A 17,751-nucleotide genomic window follows, 5' to 3' on the forward strand; every position below is an offset into this window, starting at 1 on the left:
GGTTTTATCTTTTTTGCATTAGGATACGAATATGACTCACCCAATTATTGCTGATCTTGAAAGCCGTTACACTGCAAAACGCTATGATGCGTCAAAGCGTATTCCTCAAGCAGATCTTGATGTTATTTATCAAGCAATGAATCTGTCTGCATCATCAATCAATTCACAACCTTGGAAGTTCATCGTAATTGAAAGCGATGAGGCTAAGCAGCGTATGCACGACACCTTTGCCAACAATTTTCAGTTTAATCAGCCGCATATCAAGTCAGCATCCCATATTGTGCTATTTGCTCACAACCCTCACTACACTCGCGATGATTACGCAAAGGTTGTCGATAAAGGTATTGCTGATGGCCGTATGGGAATAGAAGACAGAGAGCAAGCGTTTGGCGCTTTTGCTTTCGTAGAACTCAATACTGATACAGCAGGTAACAATGCTGCTTGGACAAAGTCACAAACCTATTTAGCCTTAGGTAATACACTACATACTCTTGCGCGTTTGGGGATTGACTCAACGACTATGGAAGGCGTTGATAGTGAGTTGATTGGTGAGATTTTTAAAGAAGAGCTTGGTGGTTACCAATGTAATGTCGCTTTAGCCATGGGTTTTCATCATTCTGAAGAAGACTACAACGCTGCACTTCCTAAGTCACGCCTTGCTATGGAAGATGTAGTTCAAGTCCTTTAGCCCTGTTGTTTAATACAACTTATACTGCTGAAGTTCATACAATTAATAGCTAAATAAATTAAGGTTCGAGGCTTATCTCTCGAACCTTATCGTTCATTTCAATCAGCACTACTTAGCATGTCTTACCCTTAAAAAACTCGCAAATCTTGGCGTGCCTTTTTGTGTCAGCCCGTAATATTTATATGTGACTAAGCTGCCAATCTGTGGCGGACTCTGCCTTTGTGCTTTGGTGAACCCAGTGCCTAAGTTAAAGGTGATCCCTTGTTGATTTTTAACAACTAAGGCTCCCATCATTCCACTAAAACGTCCCTTACCTGGCGTGTAACCAATGACTTTCGCTTCTGCATCATAGAAAGGTTTTAGCTTTACTATATCTTTACTGCGTCCGGATTTATAAAAAGCATTTTTCTTATGAAGCATGAGTCCTTCGCCATTTTTCGCAATGACCTCCTGTAACTCAGTTTCTAATGCTTGGTAGCTCTCTAGGTTATGCTGAGCAATCACCTTTAAGTATGGGCTGACGTCAGTCAACTCTTTTACTGCCTTTCGGTAGCGCAATTCAAAAACACTCGGCTCAGCGGGTAAGTCAAAAACCATAAACTTCACTCTAGCCCACTCTTCATCACTCACTTTGCTCCTTCTGACAATTGCCGATACTTGCTCAAACATCCCTCTTTTAATCCATAATTCGCCATCTAACGGGTAATTAGGAAATCCCTCTACAAACCAGTCGGGTAACGCAATTTGGCGACCGGAACGACTATACATCTCATTACCATCCCAATAGCCTCTAACACCATCGAGTTTTTCGCTTACTAAGTATTGCGTTATATCCGCTACAGACTTATCGAATGCTGATGCGAGTTGTATAGAAGGTTTATCAAGAGTTTGAATCGCTGTTTCATCGGCATAGCTAGAATTGATAGTGGTGAAATAGGCTAAACATAGCCAGAGAAATAAAGTGGTAAATCGAATTGCCAACATAATGCTGCTCCTTGCGTTAATCTGCACATCCTGTGCGATACATCTTATATTTACATATCTTGCTTGCTAAAGGTTAAGACTAGACTGACTTCTGCTATCTCGCCAAGCTCAAATGCTATTAAACCATTAGCTAAGCTTAAGACTGCTCCCTTATGGGCTGGCTTTTTTGATTAACTCAAAAAAGAACATGTTATACTGCATGAAAAATTTTAGTCATCAGCCAAAAGAACACGAATTCAAGAGGCTTTCGCACACGATGGAACACTATGAAACCTGCTAACAACCATGGCATCAAACGCGTGATCAGAGCAACAGGCTTTTCAATGCAAGGTCTTAAATTGGCTTGGCAACACGAAGCGGCATTTAGGCAAGAGTTGATCTTAGCGGCCATCATGCTCCCTATTGCGCTGTTAGTTGACATCACAACTGTTGAGCGAGTTTTACTTCTCTTGGGACTATTTGTGGTGTTGATTGTCGAGCTACTTAACTCAGCAATAGAAGCCGTTGTCGATAGAATTAGCGATGAGCACCACCCGCTCAGTGGCCAAGCCAAAGATATTGCCTCTGCAGCTGTTTTCATGAGCCTTGTTTTTTGTGGGTTGACTTGGGCGCTTATTCTTCTTCCAAAGCTGTTTTAAAAGATTTCCACAAACACCTGAAATCTTAAGCGCTAATACTTTTTTAGCGCTTTTCCGAAAGTTTAACACTAATGACTTTTATACTGCGAAAGCGTATCTAGCTTAAACATTATCTATATATCAGCTGTATTTGAGTTTGTTGCAAGCCGTTAATTTAATCATTGCAAAGCGCTAAGTTAACAATTCAAGCTTGCTCTAGATTGTGTGGATTTGAGCTGAGCTAAATTGAGTTCAGCCTCTCTTCCTATAGACCTATTCTCCTTTAGGCCTATCTTCCATTAGAACAGTCAACAGCATCACTTCTTTACATAAGATTTCTACTCGCACTGACTCTCACCTACTTACTCAAGTTTAATCGTTATTTACTCGTAGAAGTTGCCCCTGCAACTGCAAACCACATCCCATTTGCACTAGATCAAATAATTTATACATTTTTTGAAACAATTAATTCACATTCATAAGGATCCTGCTATGCTAGAAAACAAATAATAAAAGCACTATTCATTTAGTTCTAATAAAAATAAGAAACACGGAGTCACTTTTAATGGTTAAAAGTTTCATCATTCGTAGCGCTGCCACAATGGCCTTGGTCGCGAGTCCGGTAACTTTTGCAGATAATAGCACTATTATCCGAGTGGGTGGTTTTTATGCCAACACAGACTCTACCATAGATGTAAATGATCCTATTTTAGGCAATGCATTCGCTCTCGACTTTGAAACCGATTTAAAGTTAGAAGAATCTCAGTTTTTACCGTTCTTTGAAATCTCTCATCATTTTAATGATCGCCACACCTTATATGCAGATTGGAAACAGCTTCACCGTAGTGCCTTTGTGCAATCTGTAGAAAAGCCATTTCAATTTACTTGGGATGACACAACCTATGACGTTAAATCTGGCATTGCACTAGATAGTACCCTCAACATAGATATCATGCGTATTGGTTATGGCTATGATATTTGGCAGGGTCATAACTATGACGTAGGTGTCTCGGTTGGTTTACATGCAATGTTTATTAAAACAGCATTTAAAGGCAACATAGGGATCTGCGATGCCGCAACAGAGAACCGCTGCCCAGACAGTATAGACATCCCTAAAGTTGTTGACGAAAAGCTCACGGCTCCACTACCCGATATTGGTATTTTTGGCCGTTATGAGTTCTATCCTGGTTTTAAATTCAATGCTCATGCGCAATATTTTTATATCAAGCTAGACGATCTAAAAGGCGGTTTAGTCGATGTTAGAATGGGCGTTGAAGCCGCTATCAGTGAAAACTGGCATATGACAGCAGCCTTTAATTACTACGAAGTTGACGTTGAATATGAATCGACCATTACTTCAGCAGATATCAAGATTGCCGATTACAACATCTACTACAGCTTTATCGGCCCTATGCTTTCGGTAAGCTACCAATTTTAAAGTTATTTTTGACACGGTTAAAAGTCATTTAACCACAGCATTTCTGCGATAAAAATGGCGTTTTACGTACCCTTATCGACAAAATGCCTAAGCATCGGCCAGGTTCGTGGTGCATAACTCATATTGCTGAGCTCAGAGTTCTGATTTTTATTAGCTATTTTATTATTTTTTTAAATTCCCGAGTTCTTCAGTGGGCAAAAACATATTAGAATCAATAAAACTGCACAATCGTGTCCTCAACTCATTGCATGCACATAACAATATCAAAAACTCTTACGCAGTAAGGCACTATCATGGCTAATCCACTGTTAAGGGAATCGGCAACAAAGTTAAAAAAAGCCATTCCTTTGATGCTAAAACACCAGATCCCGACAACACCAACCAACTATGCCCTTTGGTATGCTTATGTCGGTGAGAAAAGTCCAAAGCTTAACCAACACTTAGACGAGATAGTCAGCCAGTATAGTACTTGCCCACCGAGTCAAAGTGAACGACTATATCAAGAGTATTTATCCGATCCTGCCGCGCTTAACGTCGTCGATATGCGCCTTAATCTCGATGCTATGGTGACGGAGCTTTCGCAATCATTGAAAGACACCAACCTCGATGCCAGCCAGTTCCATAACAAGATTAGTCACAACTACAACAAGCTGAATAAAATTGAAAATGATGGCTTTACCATCGAAGAGGTTTTAACCGTCGTCAAGACTCTAGTCCAGGACTCCAATGACATTCGGGTTAGCGCACAACATTTCTCTGCTCAGTTGGCTAAAGCGCAATCTGAGATTGATGCTCTAAAGCAGCAGTTGAAGCAGTCAGAACATGAGATGCATTTTGATGCTTTAACTGGTTCACTGAATCGCCGCGCATTTGACAATGATCTAAATGGTATTTTGGAGCAGCACCCGCAAGGCCTCTGCCTGATTATTGCCGATATCGATCACTTTAAAGTCTTTAACGACACCTATGGCCACCAGCTAGGTGACCAAGTGCTCAAAGCCGTGACTAAACGTCTTACGGAAGCCTGTAAAGACGGTACCAAGTTATATCGATTTGGCGGTGAGGAATTTGCTCTTATCGTGCCTAAGAGCCAGTTACGCCGTGCTCGCCAACTAGCAGAATCAATGCGCCGTAGTTTAGAAAAACTCACCTTAAAAGATAAGCGTAAAGGCGAGACGATTAACAACATCAGCGCTTCGTTTGGGGTCGCCGAATATCAAGCTAATGACACCCATGGTGCGTTAATTGATCGCGCCGACAGCCAGCTATATCAAGCAAAGAACCTTGGCCGCAATCGAGTCATGCCGATCATACGTTAGCCTTAAATTTATAAGGCTTTAACCAAAGCAGAGACCTAGATTTAGATACTGTCATCGTCACTGTTGTTGCCATGTTCAATTTTAGATATTGGCACTATTGGCAAACAATCACTCACCTAATAGCCTCACAAAAGTATCGAGCCATTTTATATAAAACGGCTCGATAGCCTAAATGGGCTCAGCTTTAACAACAAAACGTAGCGGCCCACCCGCAAAGCTCGTGCCAAAAGGATAACAAGTCACCAAGGTCAACTGCTTGTCACCACTGTCTTGAGCCACGCTCATATCAGACTCGTGGGTCACTTGGGTTGCAAACACTCGATACAGACGGCGTTTTCCTGAAGCGCTTTGCACATTAATCAACTGCCCCACTTTAACGCCATTTAGCCTAGCAAAATGCGTGTCTCTATGACCAGCGATAACCGTATTGCCTTGCTCATCAAATTCAGAGCTCGATAACATCAGTGCCGGACCAAAGGCCAGATTACGACCTGATGCCCCTGATAACACGTAAAGGCTATCGTCTCGCTCGCTATCTTGTGCATCCAGCGCCTCTTGGCTTGCTAAATGACTGGCTAAGTGACTACCGAAATCATCTTGAGTCACTGTATGAGGGAGAAACTCCAGTTTGGCAACAGGATGGGTATCGGCCCATGACCAAGGTTTATGGGGTTTGTGATCTTCGAGTGTTTTTTGCCAAGCCTGCTGAATAAGAAACTGGGCAAAGTGTGCTTTTGCTTGCATATATCCGCCTTGGATGACTAGCATCATCCCCATAGAAAGTAACAACCACGGGAAGTACTGATTAAAGCCTCTGCAGAGTTTTTTAAAACGCTGTGCATCATCTAAAATAACGATTTGCTCAAGGGTATTTGCCATCACTCTAACTCCCTGAAAGCACTCCGACTAAATGCCTCTCTTCTAAAAGACAGACGGTAAAGAACCGCTAAGAGCAATAACACTGAACCAAAAACAATGAACACATAACTGTTAGTTCCTGTTTGCGGCAATATGTACGACTGAGATTTTGACTGAATTTGCCAACCGCTTGGCAGATGATTCATCACCTTGGCAGATTTAGCCTCGTGGCTTTCTGGCTTTGATGGGGTTAAATCCACTGCCACTAAGCTGGTATAGGCGCTCATGATATGAAAATTCATTGCGATCGCGGTGATCTGCTTTTCGACTCGATTTCGGTTGGATCCCTGCTTACTTAGCTCTAAAGCGGCTATCTGCTTGCGCGCCCAAACGAGATCTAGCCCTTTGGCTTGCTCTGTGGCACTAACCGATAAGCGCCGCTGCCAAAACTGCCCCGCTAATTGCCCCTGGATTAGCAGATCGTTACTAACAAAGCTAGGCAGTTTAACCGCAACCAGTAACGGCTCATGAGCATAAAGGTCAGGAATACGAACTGGCCAATAATCTGGCACGCTTCCATCGCTAAAACGAAGATCCACATCTGTCACCTGCGGCTTTTCTATCTTCTCGAGTAAGTTCACCACTTTCTGGTTTACCTCATCAAGTTTACCGATATAGGTATACGTTCCACGCCCTAGCTGCGCAGCTCTTTGCATAAAGTGAGCATTCGGCGCCGAGCCAATCCCTATGGTAAACAAACGGCTATCACCTAACTGGTCTTCTATCTGCTGAAACAATGTGGACTCATTCGATACCGCACCATCGGTAATAAATAACACCTGTCGCAATAAGCTTGTATCTAGGTCTTTATTAGCAAGTTCAGTTTCATTATCAATCTGAGCCCGATCCTCAATGATACTCTCGATAGCTGTCTCAATATTAAGCGCCGCATTCAGCGCAATCGAGATCTCGGTACCACCATTGGCTTCTAAGCGATTAATATAGTTTTGTGCCTGACCAAGATTAACCGCAGTCGCTGGCATTGCAGTGTCAGACCATTTATCGACAGTTGAGTTGAACTGCAAAATGTTGAAGTTATCCGTTGGTCTCAGCCCAGCTAAGGCATATTTAAGTGCCGCCTTAGCCTGAATGATGGCGTCTCCCGACATTGAACCTGAGGTGTCAATCACTAAGATCAGCTCCCGACGAATAGGCGAATATTGCTCACTAGCGCCTTGGGGGGGCATTAACATCACCAAGGCATATTTCTCGCTGGCAATTAGCGGCGTTATTGGCACTTCAGATGAGCTAGCCTGTGAGTGATGTGTTTTTCCTATTTGTGAAAAAACAGCAGCCGTTGGCTCTTCTCCTTGAATCGGCTTCCAGGTCAATACAAAGTCTTTATTTGCGATGACATCACGATTTAAGCTAACAAACGCGCCGCCATTCTCAGCCACATCCACACTAACCTCATGATAAGGACTACGAATATGCTCAATTGGCATTCCTTCATCGAAACTCACCTTCAATGCAACAGTGTTTGTTTTGCCCTGCTGACCGAGCAAAGCTTCACTAGACACGGTTTCATTAGATCTAGCGTTTTCAAGCGATGTTTCATCGAGTGCTAAAGATGGAGCTGAGACTTGGCTATGAATATCAAATGAATAGTGTTGATTACTAACGGTATAATCAGTGTAATGCTTGGCATATTCTGCAGGCTTAACACTGCTATCAATCTCATCACTCAGGGCTTTTCCATTATCTTTTAAATGACCATTTTTTAGGAGATCACTGCCAGTTTGCTTAGGCGCATACCTAGGCGCAACAACCATAGGAAAACGTAAACTAAATTCGCCATCTCGGTAATCTAAGGTCTCTTGATAGGTTAGCTCTACAATCAGCATCTCATTCGGTGCAAGGTTCACCACTTTAGCGCTAAAGATATTAGGCCGTTTCTGCTCCAACAAACTGGCCTTCTTCCCCTGAGATTTAGCCTGTTCAAATATCGCCTTTGCCTTAACCTTAGGCTCAATTTGTCCCTCTATCACCCGGTCTCCTATATGAAGTCTGAGCTGATCAACGGCCGCCTCATTCGGTAAAGGAAATAGATACTGACCATTGACCCAGTCCTCGCTAGTATTTTTAAACTCATGGCGAACCGAGACTCGGTTAATCCAACCTGATACCTGCATACTGACATCGGTTTTCATCGGTAGAGACAATGCTATCTCGCCTAGGGTATTTTCAAACACTAGGCTGCCTTGCTTAACAGCATCAATGTTATAGGCTTGAGTCGTTTGCATTGCTATGGCATTCATTGGCAGTAGCAAACAAAGCATCGACACCATTGCCACTTTCAACTTGATTTTAGCTGCCATTAAAGCCCCCATACGGGGGCCTCCTTGGCGATGACTAAGCTCTAATAAATACGCAGTCATCTGTTACTCCTCTTTTGTTCTTACTCTTGACTGACTTAACCACTCGCCAGTTCGCTTTATTCGTTCGCTTTACGGATTAGTTGCGTTAGCAGCCAGTGAACTGTTTTGATTTTGAAGCTTCAGCGTCACTCGGCGATCGAAGAAGTCATTTTCAAAGTTTTGCTCAGCCATCAATGGCGAAGAATCTCCAAAGGCTTGGTTATGTAAACGCTCTTCTGGGACGCCCTGCTCAGTAAGGTAATTCTTAACTTCTGCAACGCGCTGTTCAGATAATGCTTGGTTGTAATCGCCATCACCTCGGCGGTCGGCGTAGCCAGTAAGATCCAGTGTTAGCTCTGGCGATAACGACATGGCATAAGCGATATCATTAAGCTGTTGCTGAAAGTGCGGCTCAATAATTGATGAACCAGTTTTAAATTGCACATTAAGGCCAAGTGCCAGCTCGGTTAGCTTCTGCTCCTGCGCCATCTTTAATGTGGTCAGTTGCTGCTGCGCTTGTTCATATTGATCAGAGAGCTCTACTAGTGAGGTATTTTCTTGGTTTAATGCAACAAGTTGCTGCTCTTGCTCGGTTAACATGGCTTGTTGCGATTGTAAGGCATCATCATCACCTACAGACTTACCCAGCAAGGTTCCGGTAAACGCACCGATAATCGCCCCCACTGGTCCGCCTACTACCGCACCGATAACAATGCCCGAACTCAGACCAATCAACTCTTCGTTATGACTACGCTCACTCTCAATGACTTGCTCAGCAGAGGCCGAAGTTGAAAGCATTAAGGTGCCGATAACTAGAGTAGAGATAAGTTGCTTTTTCATAAGTAGTTCCCTTTTATGTCGCTATTCAATTGGCGGAATTAATCGCCGTAATTTGGTTTAACAAGATGTATCTATTCGATGAGGCTATTAAACCCGAGTGAAATGGCTTTTAAGGGGAGCAAAAGTGGCGAATTGAATATCAATTGTGGCAACAAAATGGCAATCGCGGTTCGCATCTTTAAACGCGATTAAATTCCTGTATAGTCACAATCAATTAGACAGTTAAAGCCAAATACAAGAAGTCATGAAACGAATTGCCATAGTAGAAGATGAAGCTGCGATCAGAGAAAACTACAAAGAGGTTTTGCAGCAACAAGGTTATTGTGTACAGGCCTATGCCAATCGCCCCGAAGCCATGTTAGCGTTTAACACACGCCTGCCGGATCTGGCGATTATCGATATCGGTCTTGAAAATGAAATCGACGGCGGCTTTACCCTATGCCAATCCCTAAGAGCCATGTCGAGCACCTTACCTATTATTTTCTTAACCGCTCGTGATAGCGATTTCGACACGGTTTGTGGACTTCGACTCGGTGCGGATGACTATTTGAGTAAAGAGGTCAGTTTCCCCCATCTTATCGCCAGACTTGCGGCGCTCTTTAGACGTTCGGATCTTAAGAATGTCAGCAGCGATGACAGCCAGATCATTGAGCACGGCTTGCTCACCATAGATGTTAATCGTATGCGGGTGTGTTGGAATGCGATACAAATAGAGCTAACCGTTACCGAGTTTTGGATGGTGCATGCGCTGGCTAAACGTCCGGGTCATGTACGCCAACGCCAAGAACTGATGCAGGAAGCGAAAATATTTGTCGACGATTCAACTATTACCTCCCATGTTAAACGTATTCGAAAGAAGTTTATCGCCCAAGATGCGAACTTTAACTGTATCGATACCGTCTATGGCATGGGTTATCGCTGGGATTCACACAGTTAGCTCTGTGTTATTTATTTTGTCCATTTGACTTACACAATTTGATTGACACAATTTTAGCCACTTCAATTAAGCATTAGTTAGGTAAAGCATTAACCCATGTTCAATTTGCCCATAGGTCTACGCGCTAAAGTCGCGGTTTTATCCCTGTTTCTACTCTGCCTACCTTGGCTGGGGTATCAGTACGTGTGGGAGATGGAAAAGTACCTGCGTCACGGCCAGGAAAAAACCTTAGAAGGCACAACGCAAGCATTAGCAACTGCTTTGCATGAGAGACCTAAACTGTTCGACAGTCAGGCAAGTTTCTTAACCCAAGTCGAGAAAGGCCGAGATCTGTATGCCTATCCGCTTTCTGGCCCGATCCAGCTCGATGGCAAGCTGGCAGACTGGAGTAGTTATCGCCATAGAGCCCTCAACTACGCTAATGACTATCAACTCTATAAACGCGATGAAAGCCAACCACTGCAGCTAAGCTTTAACCATATGGTGGGAAAATATGCGGGTTATTTGTATGCGTTTTTCGAGGTCAATGATCCGCAAGTGATCTACCGTGGTAAAAACAGCCTTAGCATAGATAGAAACGATCATATCGCCATCGCAACGCTCGCTCCCGATGGCATGTTCCGCCGTTATATTATCGCCACGACCCAAGATGGTTGGATCAGTGCCTTTGAACTTCCTGAAGATCCTAGCCTAACCAAACCTGTGACTCCTGAAGTCAAAATTCAGGGCAAATGGACTAAGAGTAAACAGGGTTACAATGTCGAGCTGCGGATCCCGCTTGATATGGTGGGCAGTAAGCTTGGTTTTGCGGTTTATGACGTCAATGACAAGAAATCTCGTACCTTAGATGCAGTAGTTGGCACCTCGGCCATCGATGATGTCAGCAAGCTAGGTACGGTACTGGTTCCCTCTCCTGAGATTGAAAGTATCATTAAAGGCATGAGCCATAACAGCTCACGCATTTGGGTTGTGGATAAGCATGGGCGCGTACTGGCAAAGTCAGGCGATATTCGCACAGACAATAGCGTTTGGTCACGATCAACCATAGAAAAAGAGGGAAACTCAGCCTGGGAAAAGTTTAAACGAGAGTACCTGCACCCGCTGTATTACAAAATCCTCACCATCCCGGCTAAAGACTTTATCGACTCCTTACAAGATTCTACCGTGCTGCAAGGTAGTCATATCTCTAAAGCACTAAAGGGCGATCAAGGTTCGACATGGCGATTAACTCCCGACAACAAGGCCGTGGTGCTTGCTGCTGCAAGTCCTATCTGGATCGATGACAAGGTGATGGGCGTCGTGATCGCGGAGGAGACCACTCACGGTATTCGCACTTTAAGAAATAAGGCCTTAGAAAAGCTATTCAATGTGATTTTAACCATCATGAGCATGGGCACCTTAGCGCTGTTTTTCTTCGCCTCAAACATCTCCAGCCGTATTCGCAAGCTGCGCGATGAAGCTGAACAAGCCATCGATAGTCAGGGCCGGATTAAGAATGAAATCCAAGGCTCTAAGGTGCGCGATGAGATTGGCGATCTGTCACGTAGTTTCGCTAGCATTGTCAGCCGCTTGAGTCAATATACTCATTACTTAGAGAATATGTCGTCACGCTTATCTCATGAGCTTAGAACCCCAGTTGCCGTAGTACGTTCATCGTTAGAGCACCTTGGACTACAAGAGCTTAACCCCGATACACGCAAATATGTTGACCGGGCACAAGAAGGTGTAAACCGCCTCAACATGATCCTCAATAATATGAGTGAAGCAACCCGCTTAGAAGAGAGTCTTTCCCATGCAGAAAGAAGCGTTTTTCCTTTAGAGAAAGTGGTCAGTGGCTGCATGCAAGGCTATCAGATGACCTATCCAGATCAAACCTTCAGCCTAGATATCATCAACGAAGAGACGCCGATTCTTGGGGTACCAGAATATATCGCCCAGCTAATGGATAAGCTTGTTGCCAACGCATTAGAATTTAGCCATCCGCTTACGCCGATTGATGTTTCACTCAAGGTAAAGAATAAATTTGCCGAACTATGTATCAGTAACCAAGGTCCTGCCCTGCCTGAAAATATGGCAGAGCAAATTTTCGAGTCTATGGTTTCGGTGCGAACTCAAAAGGCGCAAGACAAACCGCATTTGGGGCTAGGCCTGTATATCGCAAGACTTATCAGTCAGTTCCACCACGGTCAGATCAATGCCCGTAACTTGCAAGACAAGTCTGGAGAGATCTGCGGCGTAGAGATTAAAATCAGACTGCCTTTGAGTAAAGAGAGTCTTTCTTGAAGCTAAGACTAAATCGAAATGGCATGGAACAGCTGATTTTGTAGTGGTTATAACGGCTAAAACAATTGCGATGAAGCGGCTATGACATTCAATTGAGACAATCAATCAAATTGATCTTGAAAAGATAAACACTTGTTGTGATAGACACTTCATTTTGGCCGTTTAGATGTTAAGATGGCTAAAAATTAAAACTGATGGAATTCGCCCTATGAAAAAAGAGACCCAAATAATCAGTCTTGGCCGCGATAAAAAATGGACTCAAGGGGTAATTAACCCTCCGGTTTACCGCGCTTCAACCATGGTATTCGATACCATTGAAGATATGCGCTTTGCCGCCAAAAACAAGGCAAATGGCGAGATGTTCTATGGCCGCCGAGGCGGACCAACTCACTTTGCTTTTCAAGCTGCTATCGCCGAGCTAGAAGGCGGTGTGGGTACGGCCTTATATCCATCGGGTAGTGCCGCTATCAGCAACAGCCTACTGTCTTTCTTAAAATCAGGTGATCACCTATTAATGGTCGATAGTGCCTACGAACCAACCCGCGACTTGTGTGATAAGTTGCTAGCAGGCTACGGTATCGAAACCACTTATTACGATCCTATGATAGGTGATGGCATCGAGGCGTTAATTCAACCAAACACTAAGGTGTTATTTTTAGAGTCCCCAGGCTCTATCACCATGGAAGTGCAAGATGTTCCTACCCTGAGTCGTATCGCCCACCAGCACGATATCGTAGTCATGCTCGACAATACCTGGGCGTCACCGATTAACTCTCGTCCATTTGATATGGGCGTCGATATCTCTATCCAAGCGGCGACAAAGTACATTGTCGGCCACTCAGATGTGATGATGGGAACCGCCACAGCCAATAAAAAGCATTGGGAACAACTCAGAGAGCATAGCTATCTGCTTGGCCAGTGTACTTCTCCCGATGATGTTTACCTTGCTAGTCGCGGCCTGAGAACCTTAGGCATTCGTTTAGCCCAGCATGAGCAAAATGCGCTTAAGATAGCTAACTGGTTAAATAGCAGAGCAGAAGTCGATCATCTCCGTCACCCCGCTTTTGAGTCTTGCCCGGGTCATGAATTCTTTAAACGCGACTTTAGTGCCTCAAACGGTTTGTTCTCATTTGTGCTGAAACAAGGCGATGTTAGATCGGTTACCGCATTTGTTGAAAATATGCAGCACTTTAAAATGGGCTTCTCTTGGGGGGGCTATGAAAGCCTGATCTTAGGTGTATTCGGCATCGACAAGCTGCGCACTGCAACTCAGTGGGACAGCAGTAAGCCACTCATCAGATTGCACATTGGTCTTGAAAATGTCGATGACTTAATTGCCGATCTCGATGCGGCGTTTGAGCGTTACAATCAAGTGTTGAATCGTTAATCCAGATGCATTTATAAGCTATAGTCAAACAAGCCGACAAAATGTCGGCTTGTCTTATTTATATCAGTAAGAACCTTTTGTTTCAGCTATTAGTCTAAATACTCTATTATTGAAAACGTCCCTCATACTCTAGAGAATGTTTTCAATGCAGCGCGTCACAGCCTCCAAAGGCTTCACCTTAATCGAACTTGTCACTGTGATCATTGTACTTGGTATTTTAGCCGTCATTGCGGCGGCCAAATATATCGACTTAAAACGCGATGCTGAAATTGCTCGGGTTAAAGGGATCGCTGCGGCATTAGAACAATCTCTGACATTTTCCCACACAAAGTGGCAACTTGTTGCAGGCAGCGGTGATTTAAACGATCTTGCCGATTTTGCTGGCGGAAAACTGGATATGAATAGCTATGGCTACCCATTAGGCATAAATAAAAATAACCCTATGGCTCAGCCTAAAAATATCGGTAAAGGTGAGCAAGGCTGTGTTGATCTGTGGAATACACTGCAACAGGAACCCGCTTCGGTGTCACTTTCAAATGCAAATTCTGTTAGCGATTTTCAAGCCTATCGTCATCAGGCCGACGTTAATCCTGATGGACAGACTCAATGCACCTATGTATTGCGTACACTTGGTGATCCTAAAGGTCGCCAGCAAGCCGATATCAAAATTGTTTACGACTCCGTTGCAGGCAGTGCTACAGCGCTGATTAGCGACTAACGGTTAACAAATAACGAACCAGTAAAACGCATAGCAAAAAGGGCGAATATTATTCGCCCTTTTTATTTTCTAATAGTCCAAAGCTTGGCTTATTTAAAGCTAAAGTGAGTCAACAAGCTTTTGAGTTAACAGACTTAGTGGCTATTAACTGCCCCACCCGCTATCCATGCCTGCGTGCCATAGAGTGGCACTGTCGAGAGCGCATGTTTATGGCTACCATTGGTCTCTTTAGTCGAATAAGACAGATACAGTAATGTTTGGTTTTTAGCATCGTAAATTCGGCGGACTTTAAGTGACTTAAACAAAATACTTAAGGACTCCTTGAATACCACCTCACCATTTTTACTCTTATCGATATTAGCGATTTCAGCCGCGGTAATAGGCCCGGTTTGACGACAAGAGATACTCATATCCGATGGGTCAGCAAGGCTTAAATCAGCTTCAATACGGCTAATATGACACGTCACACCCGGTATTTTAGGGTCGTGCCTAGCATCAATAATCACATCCTTGGTGGTAAATAGGCCTAAGCTCACTTTCCCCACATCATCGCCACAACCACTAAGACCTAGTGCAAGCAGTATAGATAAGCCAACGCCTAAAACTCGCTTTCTAGTGAACCCTGTCATATCCATTTCCTTAAGGTATTGAGCCAAAAATAAGATTAAAATGTTTAAATCACAATTTTTTAAATAAAAGACGCTTAAGCAAACACTCTTTGCGCCCAACGGGTTAAACCCGCTGTCACACTACCGAAGTGATCGCCAACAACGATTGGGATCTCAGGGAACAAACCTGAGATGCGTTTATAGATCGCCGGACTTCTCGCCGTACCGCCAGTCACATAAATACGATCAGGCATCACACCAGCTTGCTCAAGGGCTTCTCGCATCAAAGCTTCAACTTTTGATAGCGGTATGGTGATAGCGCTTTCAAAGTCTTCCTCGCTCACCCTAGCATGTAATCCTGCGTGAATATATTCCAGCTCCATATCAACGCTTGCATCGCTAGACAGTGCAATCTTACTCTGTTCTGCGCTGCGCACCAATTTATAACCTAACTGCTCTTTTTGAACTTTAAGTAGGCGCTGAATAAGCTCAGGCTTTTGCGCATCTTTGATTAAGTCTTCAATTAACTTCTTCGATGCCAAGGCGCTAAAGTCTCGCTGTGCACTAATGTCGTTGACTGCAACCGCGTTCCAAAAGGGTTTGCTTGGCACTGGCAATTGGTTAACCATAAGGCTACCAAGACCAAGATGTGGCATAAATGAAGCCATAGACAGAGCGATATCTAGATCATTACCACCGATACGTTGACCACTGTGGCCTAAAAAGTCGGCACTGCGGTCACGGTTATCGATATGGTTTGGCCCCATTTTCACCATAGAGCAGTCAGTCGTACCGCCGCCGACATCTACCACCAGCACAGTAACGTTTTCATCTAATGAAGCTTCATAGTCCATACCCGCAGCGAGAGGCTCAAATAAGAAATCGACTTCGGTAAAGCCTGCACGACTAGCAGCAAGAGACAAAATGGCCTCAGCCTGCTGATTGCTCTGCTCACCACCTATGCCTTGGAAGTTAACCGGACGGCCAATAACCGCATGGGTGATCTTCTGCGCGGCTGAAAAGTTGCTTTCTGCCAGTTTCTTAATATGCATCATCATTAAGGTAACGATATCTTCAAATAGCGCTATTTGACTCTCTCTTAGCCCGGTTGCGCCAAGGAAAGATTTCGGAGAGCGTACATAAAACCCTTCGTCAGGCATATCTAAATAGGCTTCGATAGCCTGCTCGCCCACAAATACCGCCTGCTCATTAGGCAGTAAATCCAGATCACGACGCGCCGCTTGCGCTCGACTTAACTGAGCGGCGCGCGCTCGTGCGTACTCCACTTTTTGCTCTTGCGGTAACTGATTTAATACTGCCTCGGCAATTAACTCTCTATCCATCGCATACAGCGTTGAACTTAAATACTTAGAGTCACCAGATAAGGGTACCAAGCGCACATCACCGCCTTCTACCACACCAATAGCGCAGTTTGCACTACCGTAGTCAAAACCTACAAACATTCCCTTATCCTTTAAAGCGTAAAAAAGCCGTGCAAAATAGCACAGTCAGACGCCAGTAAAAAGTGCCTTTTACAAATAAAAAAAGCAGCCCTAGGCTGCCTTTAATGATGTGTATCCTAACGCGTTAAGCCATCGTCTCTATTGGCTATTACAAAAGCTTATTCACTTTTGTCGTGCTGCGCCTTTTTAAGCTGATCTTTCTTGGCTCTGCGCGTCTGTATCACTTGACTCACATCACTACCAATATGGGCCTCACCGCGTTGCTTAGACAGCTGTACTTGGCGCTCACGTTCTATAAAGCGTTGACGCTGTTTTTCACTGATGTTATCAATGCAGTGGGGACAACTGACCCCTTGAATAAAGGCATCTGACGCCATTTCATCTGCGGTTATCGGCATACGACAGGCATTACACTGAGCGTACTGGCCTTTTTCTAAGTTATGGTCAACGGCGACGCGGTTATCAAATACAAAACACTCGCCCTGCCATAGGCTCTCTTCCTGCTTGACCTCTTCTAGATACTTTAAGATCCCGCCTTCAAGATGGTAAACATCCTCAAACCCCTGTTCTTTCAAATAAGCCGTTGATTTTTCACAACGTATGCCACCGGTACAAAACATAGCGACTTTTTTATGCTTGGCAGGATCTAGGCTTTGCTTCACGTATTCAGGAAACTCCCGAAATGTCTTTGTTTTTGGGTCTAGTGCATCTTTAAAGGTACCAATTTGCACTTCATAATCGTTACGGGTATCGACGAGCAGAACTTCAGGATCGGAAATCAGTTTATTCCAGTCTTTTGGCTTAACATAGGTACCAACCACCTTTTTAGGATCTATGCCTTCGACTCCCATGGTGACAATTTCTTTCTTCAGTTTTACCTTAGTTCGGTAAAACGGCATTTCATCATCGAACGAAAGTTTATAGACAATGTTATCGAGTCCTGGCTGGGCCGCTAACCAAGCTAATAATTCATCGATAGCTGATTGTGAGCCGGCGACGGTACCGTTAATGCCTTCTTGCGCTATAAGTAATGAGCCTTTTACGCCTGATGCTTCCATTACTTTTAGTAACGGAGCCTGTAATTTTTCAAATTCAGCCAAAGTGACAAACTTATACATGGCACAAACAACAACTTTTGACATCTCTTTCCCTTTTTACAGCTAGCTGAAGCTTAATCTTCAGTGCGATTAATGC

The 17,751-nt window shown here is 44.0% G+C and carries 15 protein-coding genes; 8 read left to right on the forward strand and 7 right to left on the reverse strand.

The genetic code is table 11. The annotated features are described in order from the left end of the window. Positions 1-31 precede the first annotated feature (31 nt). A complete protein-coding gene (locus Q1A86_RS12390) occupies positions 32-688 on the forward strand; it encodes an NAD(P)H-dependent oxidoreductase (RefSeq protein ID WP_299806957.1) in 657 nt (218 codons plus the stop codon). Positions 689-796: 108 nt separating this feature from the next. Here Q1A86_RS12390 and Q1A86_RS12395 read toward each other — a convergent pair whose 3' ends face one another. Beyond that, positions 797-1,672: a DNA ligase gene (locus Q1A86_RS12395; protein WP_299806959.1), complete on the reverse strand. Its 876-nt coding sequence runs from the start codon at positions 1,670-1,672 to the stop codon at positions 797-799. 266 nt (positions 1,673-1,938) lie between these two features. On the opposite strand from Q1A86_RS12395, the gene Q1A86_RS12400 reads away from it, so the two are divergent. The 3 genes from Q1A86_RS12400 (at position 1,939) to Q1A86_RS12410 (ending at position 5,046) form a co-directional block, all read left to right on the forward strand. Further along, a complete protein-coding gene (locus tag Q1A86_RS12400; RefSeq protein ID WP_299806961.1) occupies positions 1,939-2,310 on the forward strand; it encodes a diacylglycerol kinase in 372 nt (123 codons plus the stop codon). 544 nt (positions 2,311-2,854) lie between these two features. Continuing rightward, entirely contained in the window at positions 2,855-3,727 is an 873-nt protein-coding gene (locus Q1A86_RS12405) for a hypothetical protein (RefSeq protein ID WP_299806963.1), read from the forward strand. A gap of 293 nt (positions 3,728-4,020) precedes the next feature. After that, on the forward strand, positions 4,021-5,046 hold the full coding sequence (locus tag Q1A86_RS12410; RefSeq protein WP_299806965.1) for a GGDEF domain-containing protein: 1,026 nt from the start codon (positions 4,021-4,023) through the stop codon (positions 5,044-5,046). Between the two features lie 168 nt (positions 5,047-5,214). On the opposite strand, the gene Q1A86_RS12415 is transcribed toward Q1A86_RS12410, so the two are convergent. From Q1A86_RS12415 to pdsO, 3 genes are all read right to left on the reverse strand, one after another. Next, positions 5,215-5,925, reverse strand: coding sequence for a class GN sortase (locus Q1A86_RS12415; protein ID WP_299806967.1), 711 nt, complete (start codon positions 5,923-5,925; stop codon positions 5,215-5,217). Beyond that, a complete protein-coding gene (locus tag Q1A86_RS12420; RefSeq protein ID WP_299806969.1) occupies positions 5,925-8,342 on the reverse strand; it encodes a marine proteobacterial sortase target protein in 2,418 nt (805 codons plus the stop codon). The genes Q1A86_RS12415 and Q1A86_RS12420 overlap by 1 nt, the downstream gene beginning before the upstream one ends. 69 nt (positions 8,343-8,411) lie before the next feature. Next, complete coding sequence (gene pdsO / locus Q1A86_RS12425; RefSeq protein WP_299806971.1) at positions 8,412-9,161, reverse strand: sortase-associated OmpA-like protein PdsO; 750 nt, start codon at positions 9,159-9,161, stop codon at positions 8,412-8,414. Between the two features lie 244 nt (positions 9,162-9,405). Between pdsO and pdsR the strand changes: the two genes are divergently transcribed. From pdsR to Q1A86_RS12445, 4 genes are all read left to right on the forward strand, one after another. Then, a complete protein-coding gene (gene pdsR / locus Q1A86_RS12430; RefSeq protein ID WP_299806973.1) occupies positions 9,406-10,098 on the forward strand; it encodes a proteobacterial dedicated sortase system response regulator in 693 nt (230 codons plus the stop codon). Positions 10,099-10,194: 96 nt separating this feature from the next. Continuing rightward, entirely contained in the window at positions 10,195-12,381 is a 2,187-nt protein-coding gene (gene pdsS, locus Q1A86_RS12435; protein ID WP_299806975.1) for a proteobacterial dedicated sortase system histidine kinase, read from the forward strand. 208 nt (positions 12,382-12,589) lie between these two features. Then, the gene (locus Q1A86_RS12440; RefSeq protein WP_299806977.1) at positions 12,590-13,768 is read left to right on the forward strand and encodes a cystathionine beta-lyase; all 1,179 of its coding nucleotides are present in this window, start codon (positions 12,590-12,592) and stop codon (positions 13,766-13,768) included. Positions 13,769-13,913: 145 nt separating this feature from the next. After that, entirely contained in the window at positions 13,914-14,486 is a 573-nt protein-coding gene (locus tag Q1A86_RS12445; protein ID WP_299806979.1) for a type II secretion system protein, read from the forward strand. 134 nt (positions 14,487-14,620) lie between these two features. Here Q1A86_RS12445 and Q1A86_RS12450 read toward each other — a convergent pair whose 3' ends face one another. The 3 genes from Q1A86_RS12450 to Q1A86_RS12460 all read right to left on the reverse strand — a co-directional run bounded on the left by Q1A86_RS12450 (position 14,621) and on the right by Q1A86_RS12460 (position 17,699). Continuing rightward, positions 14,621-15,115 (reverse strand): CreA family protein, encoded by a 495-nt coding sequence (locus tag Q1A86_RS12450; RefSeq protein ID WP_299806981.1) that lies wholly within the window; start codon positions 15,113-15,115, stop codon positions 14,621-14,623. A 74-nt stretch (positions 15,116-15,189) separates the two neighbouring features. Continuing rightward, a complete protein-coding gene (gene yegD, locus Q1A86_RS12455) occupies positions 15,190-16,557 on the reverse strand; it encodes a molecular chaperone (protein ID WP_299806983.1) in 1,368 nt (455 codons plus the stop codon). Between the two features lie 158 nt (positions 16,558-16,715). Further along, complete coding sequence (locus Q1A86_RS12460) at positions 16,716-17,699, reverse strand: rhodanese-related sulfurtransferase (protein WP_299806985.1); 984 nt, start codon at positions 17,697-17,699, stop codon at positions 16,716-16,718. Positions 17,700-17,751 lie beyond the last annotated feature (52 nt).

Origin of the sequence: uncultured Shewanella sp., from assembly GCF_947497935.1 — a bacterium.
GTDB lineage: Bacteria > Pseudomonadota > Gammaproteobacteria > Enterobacterales > Shewanellaceae > Shewanella.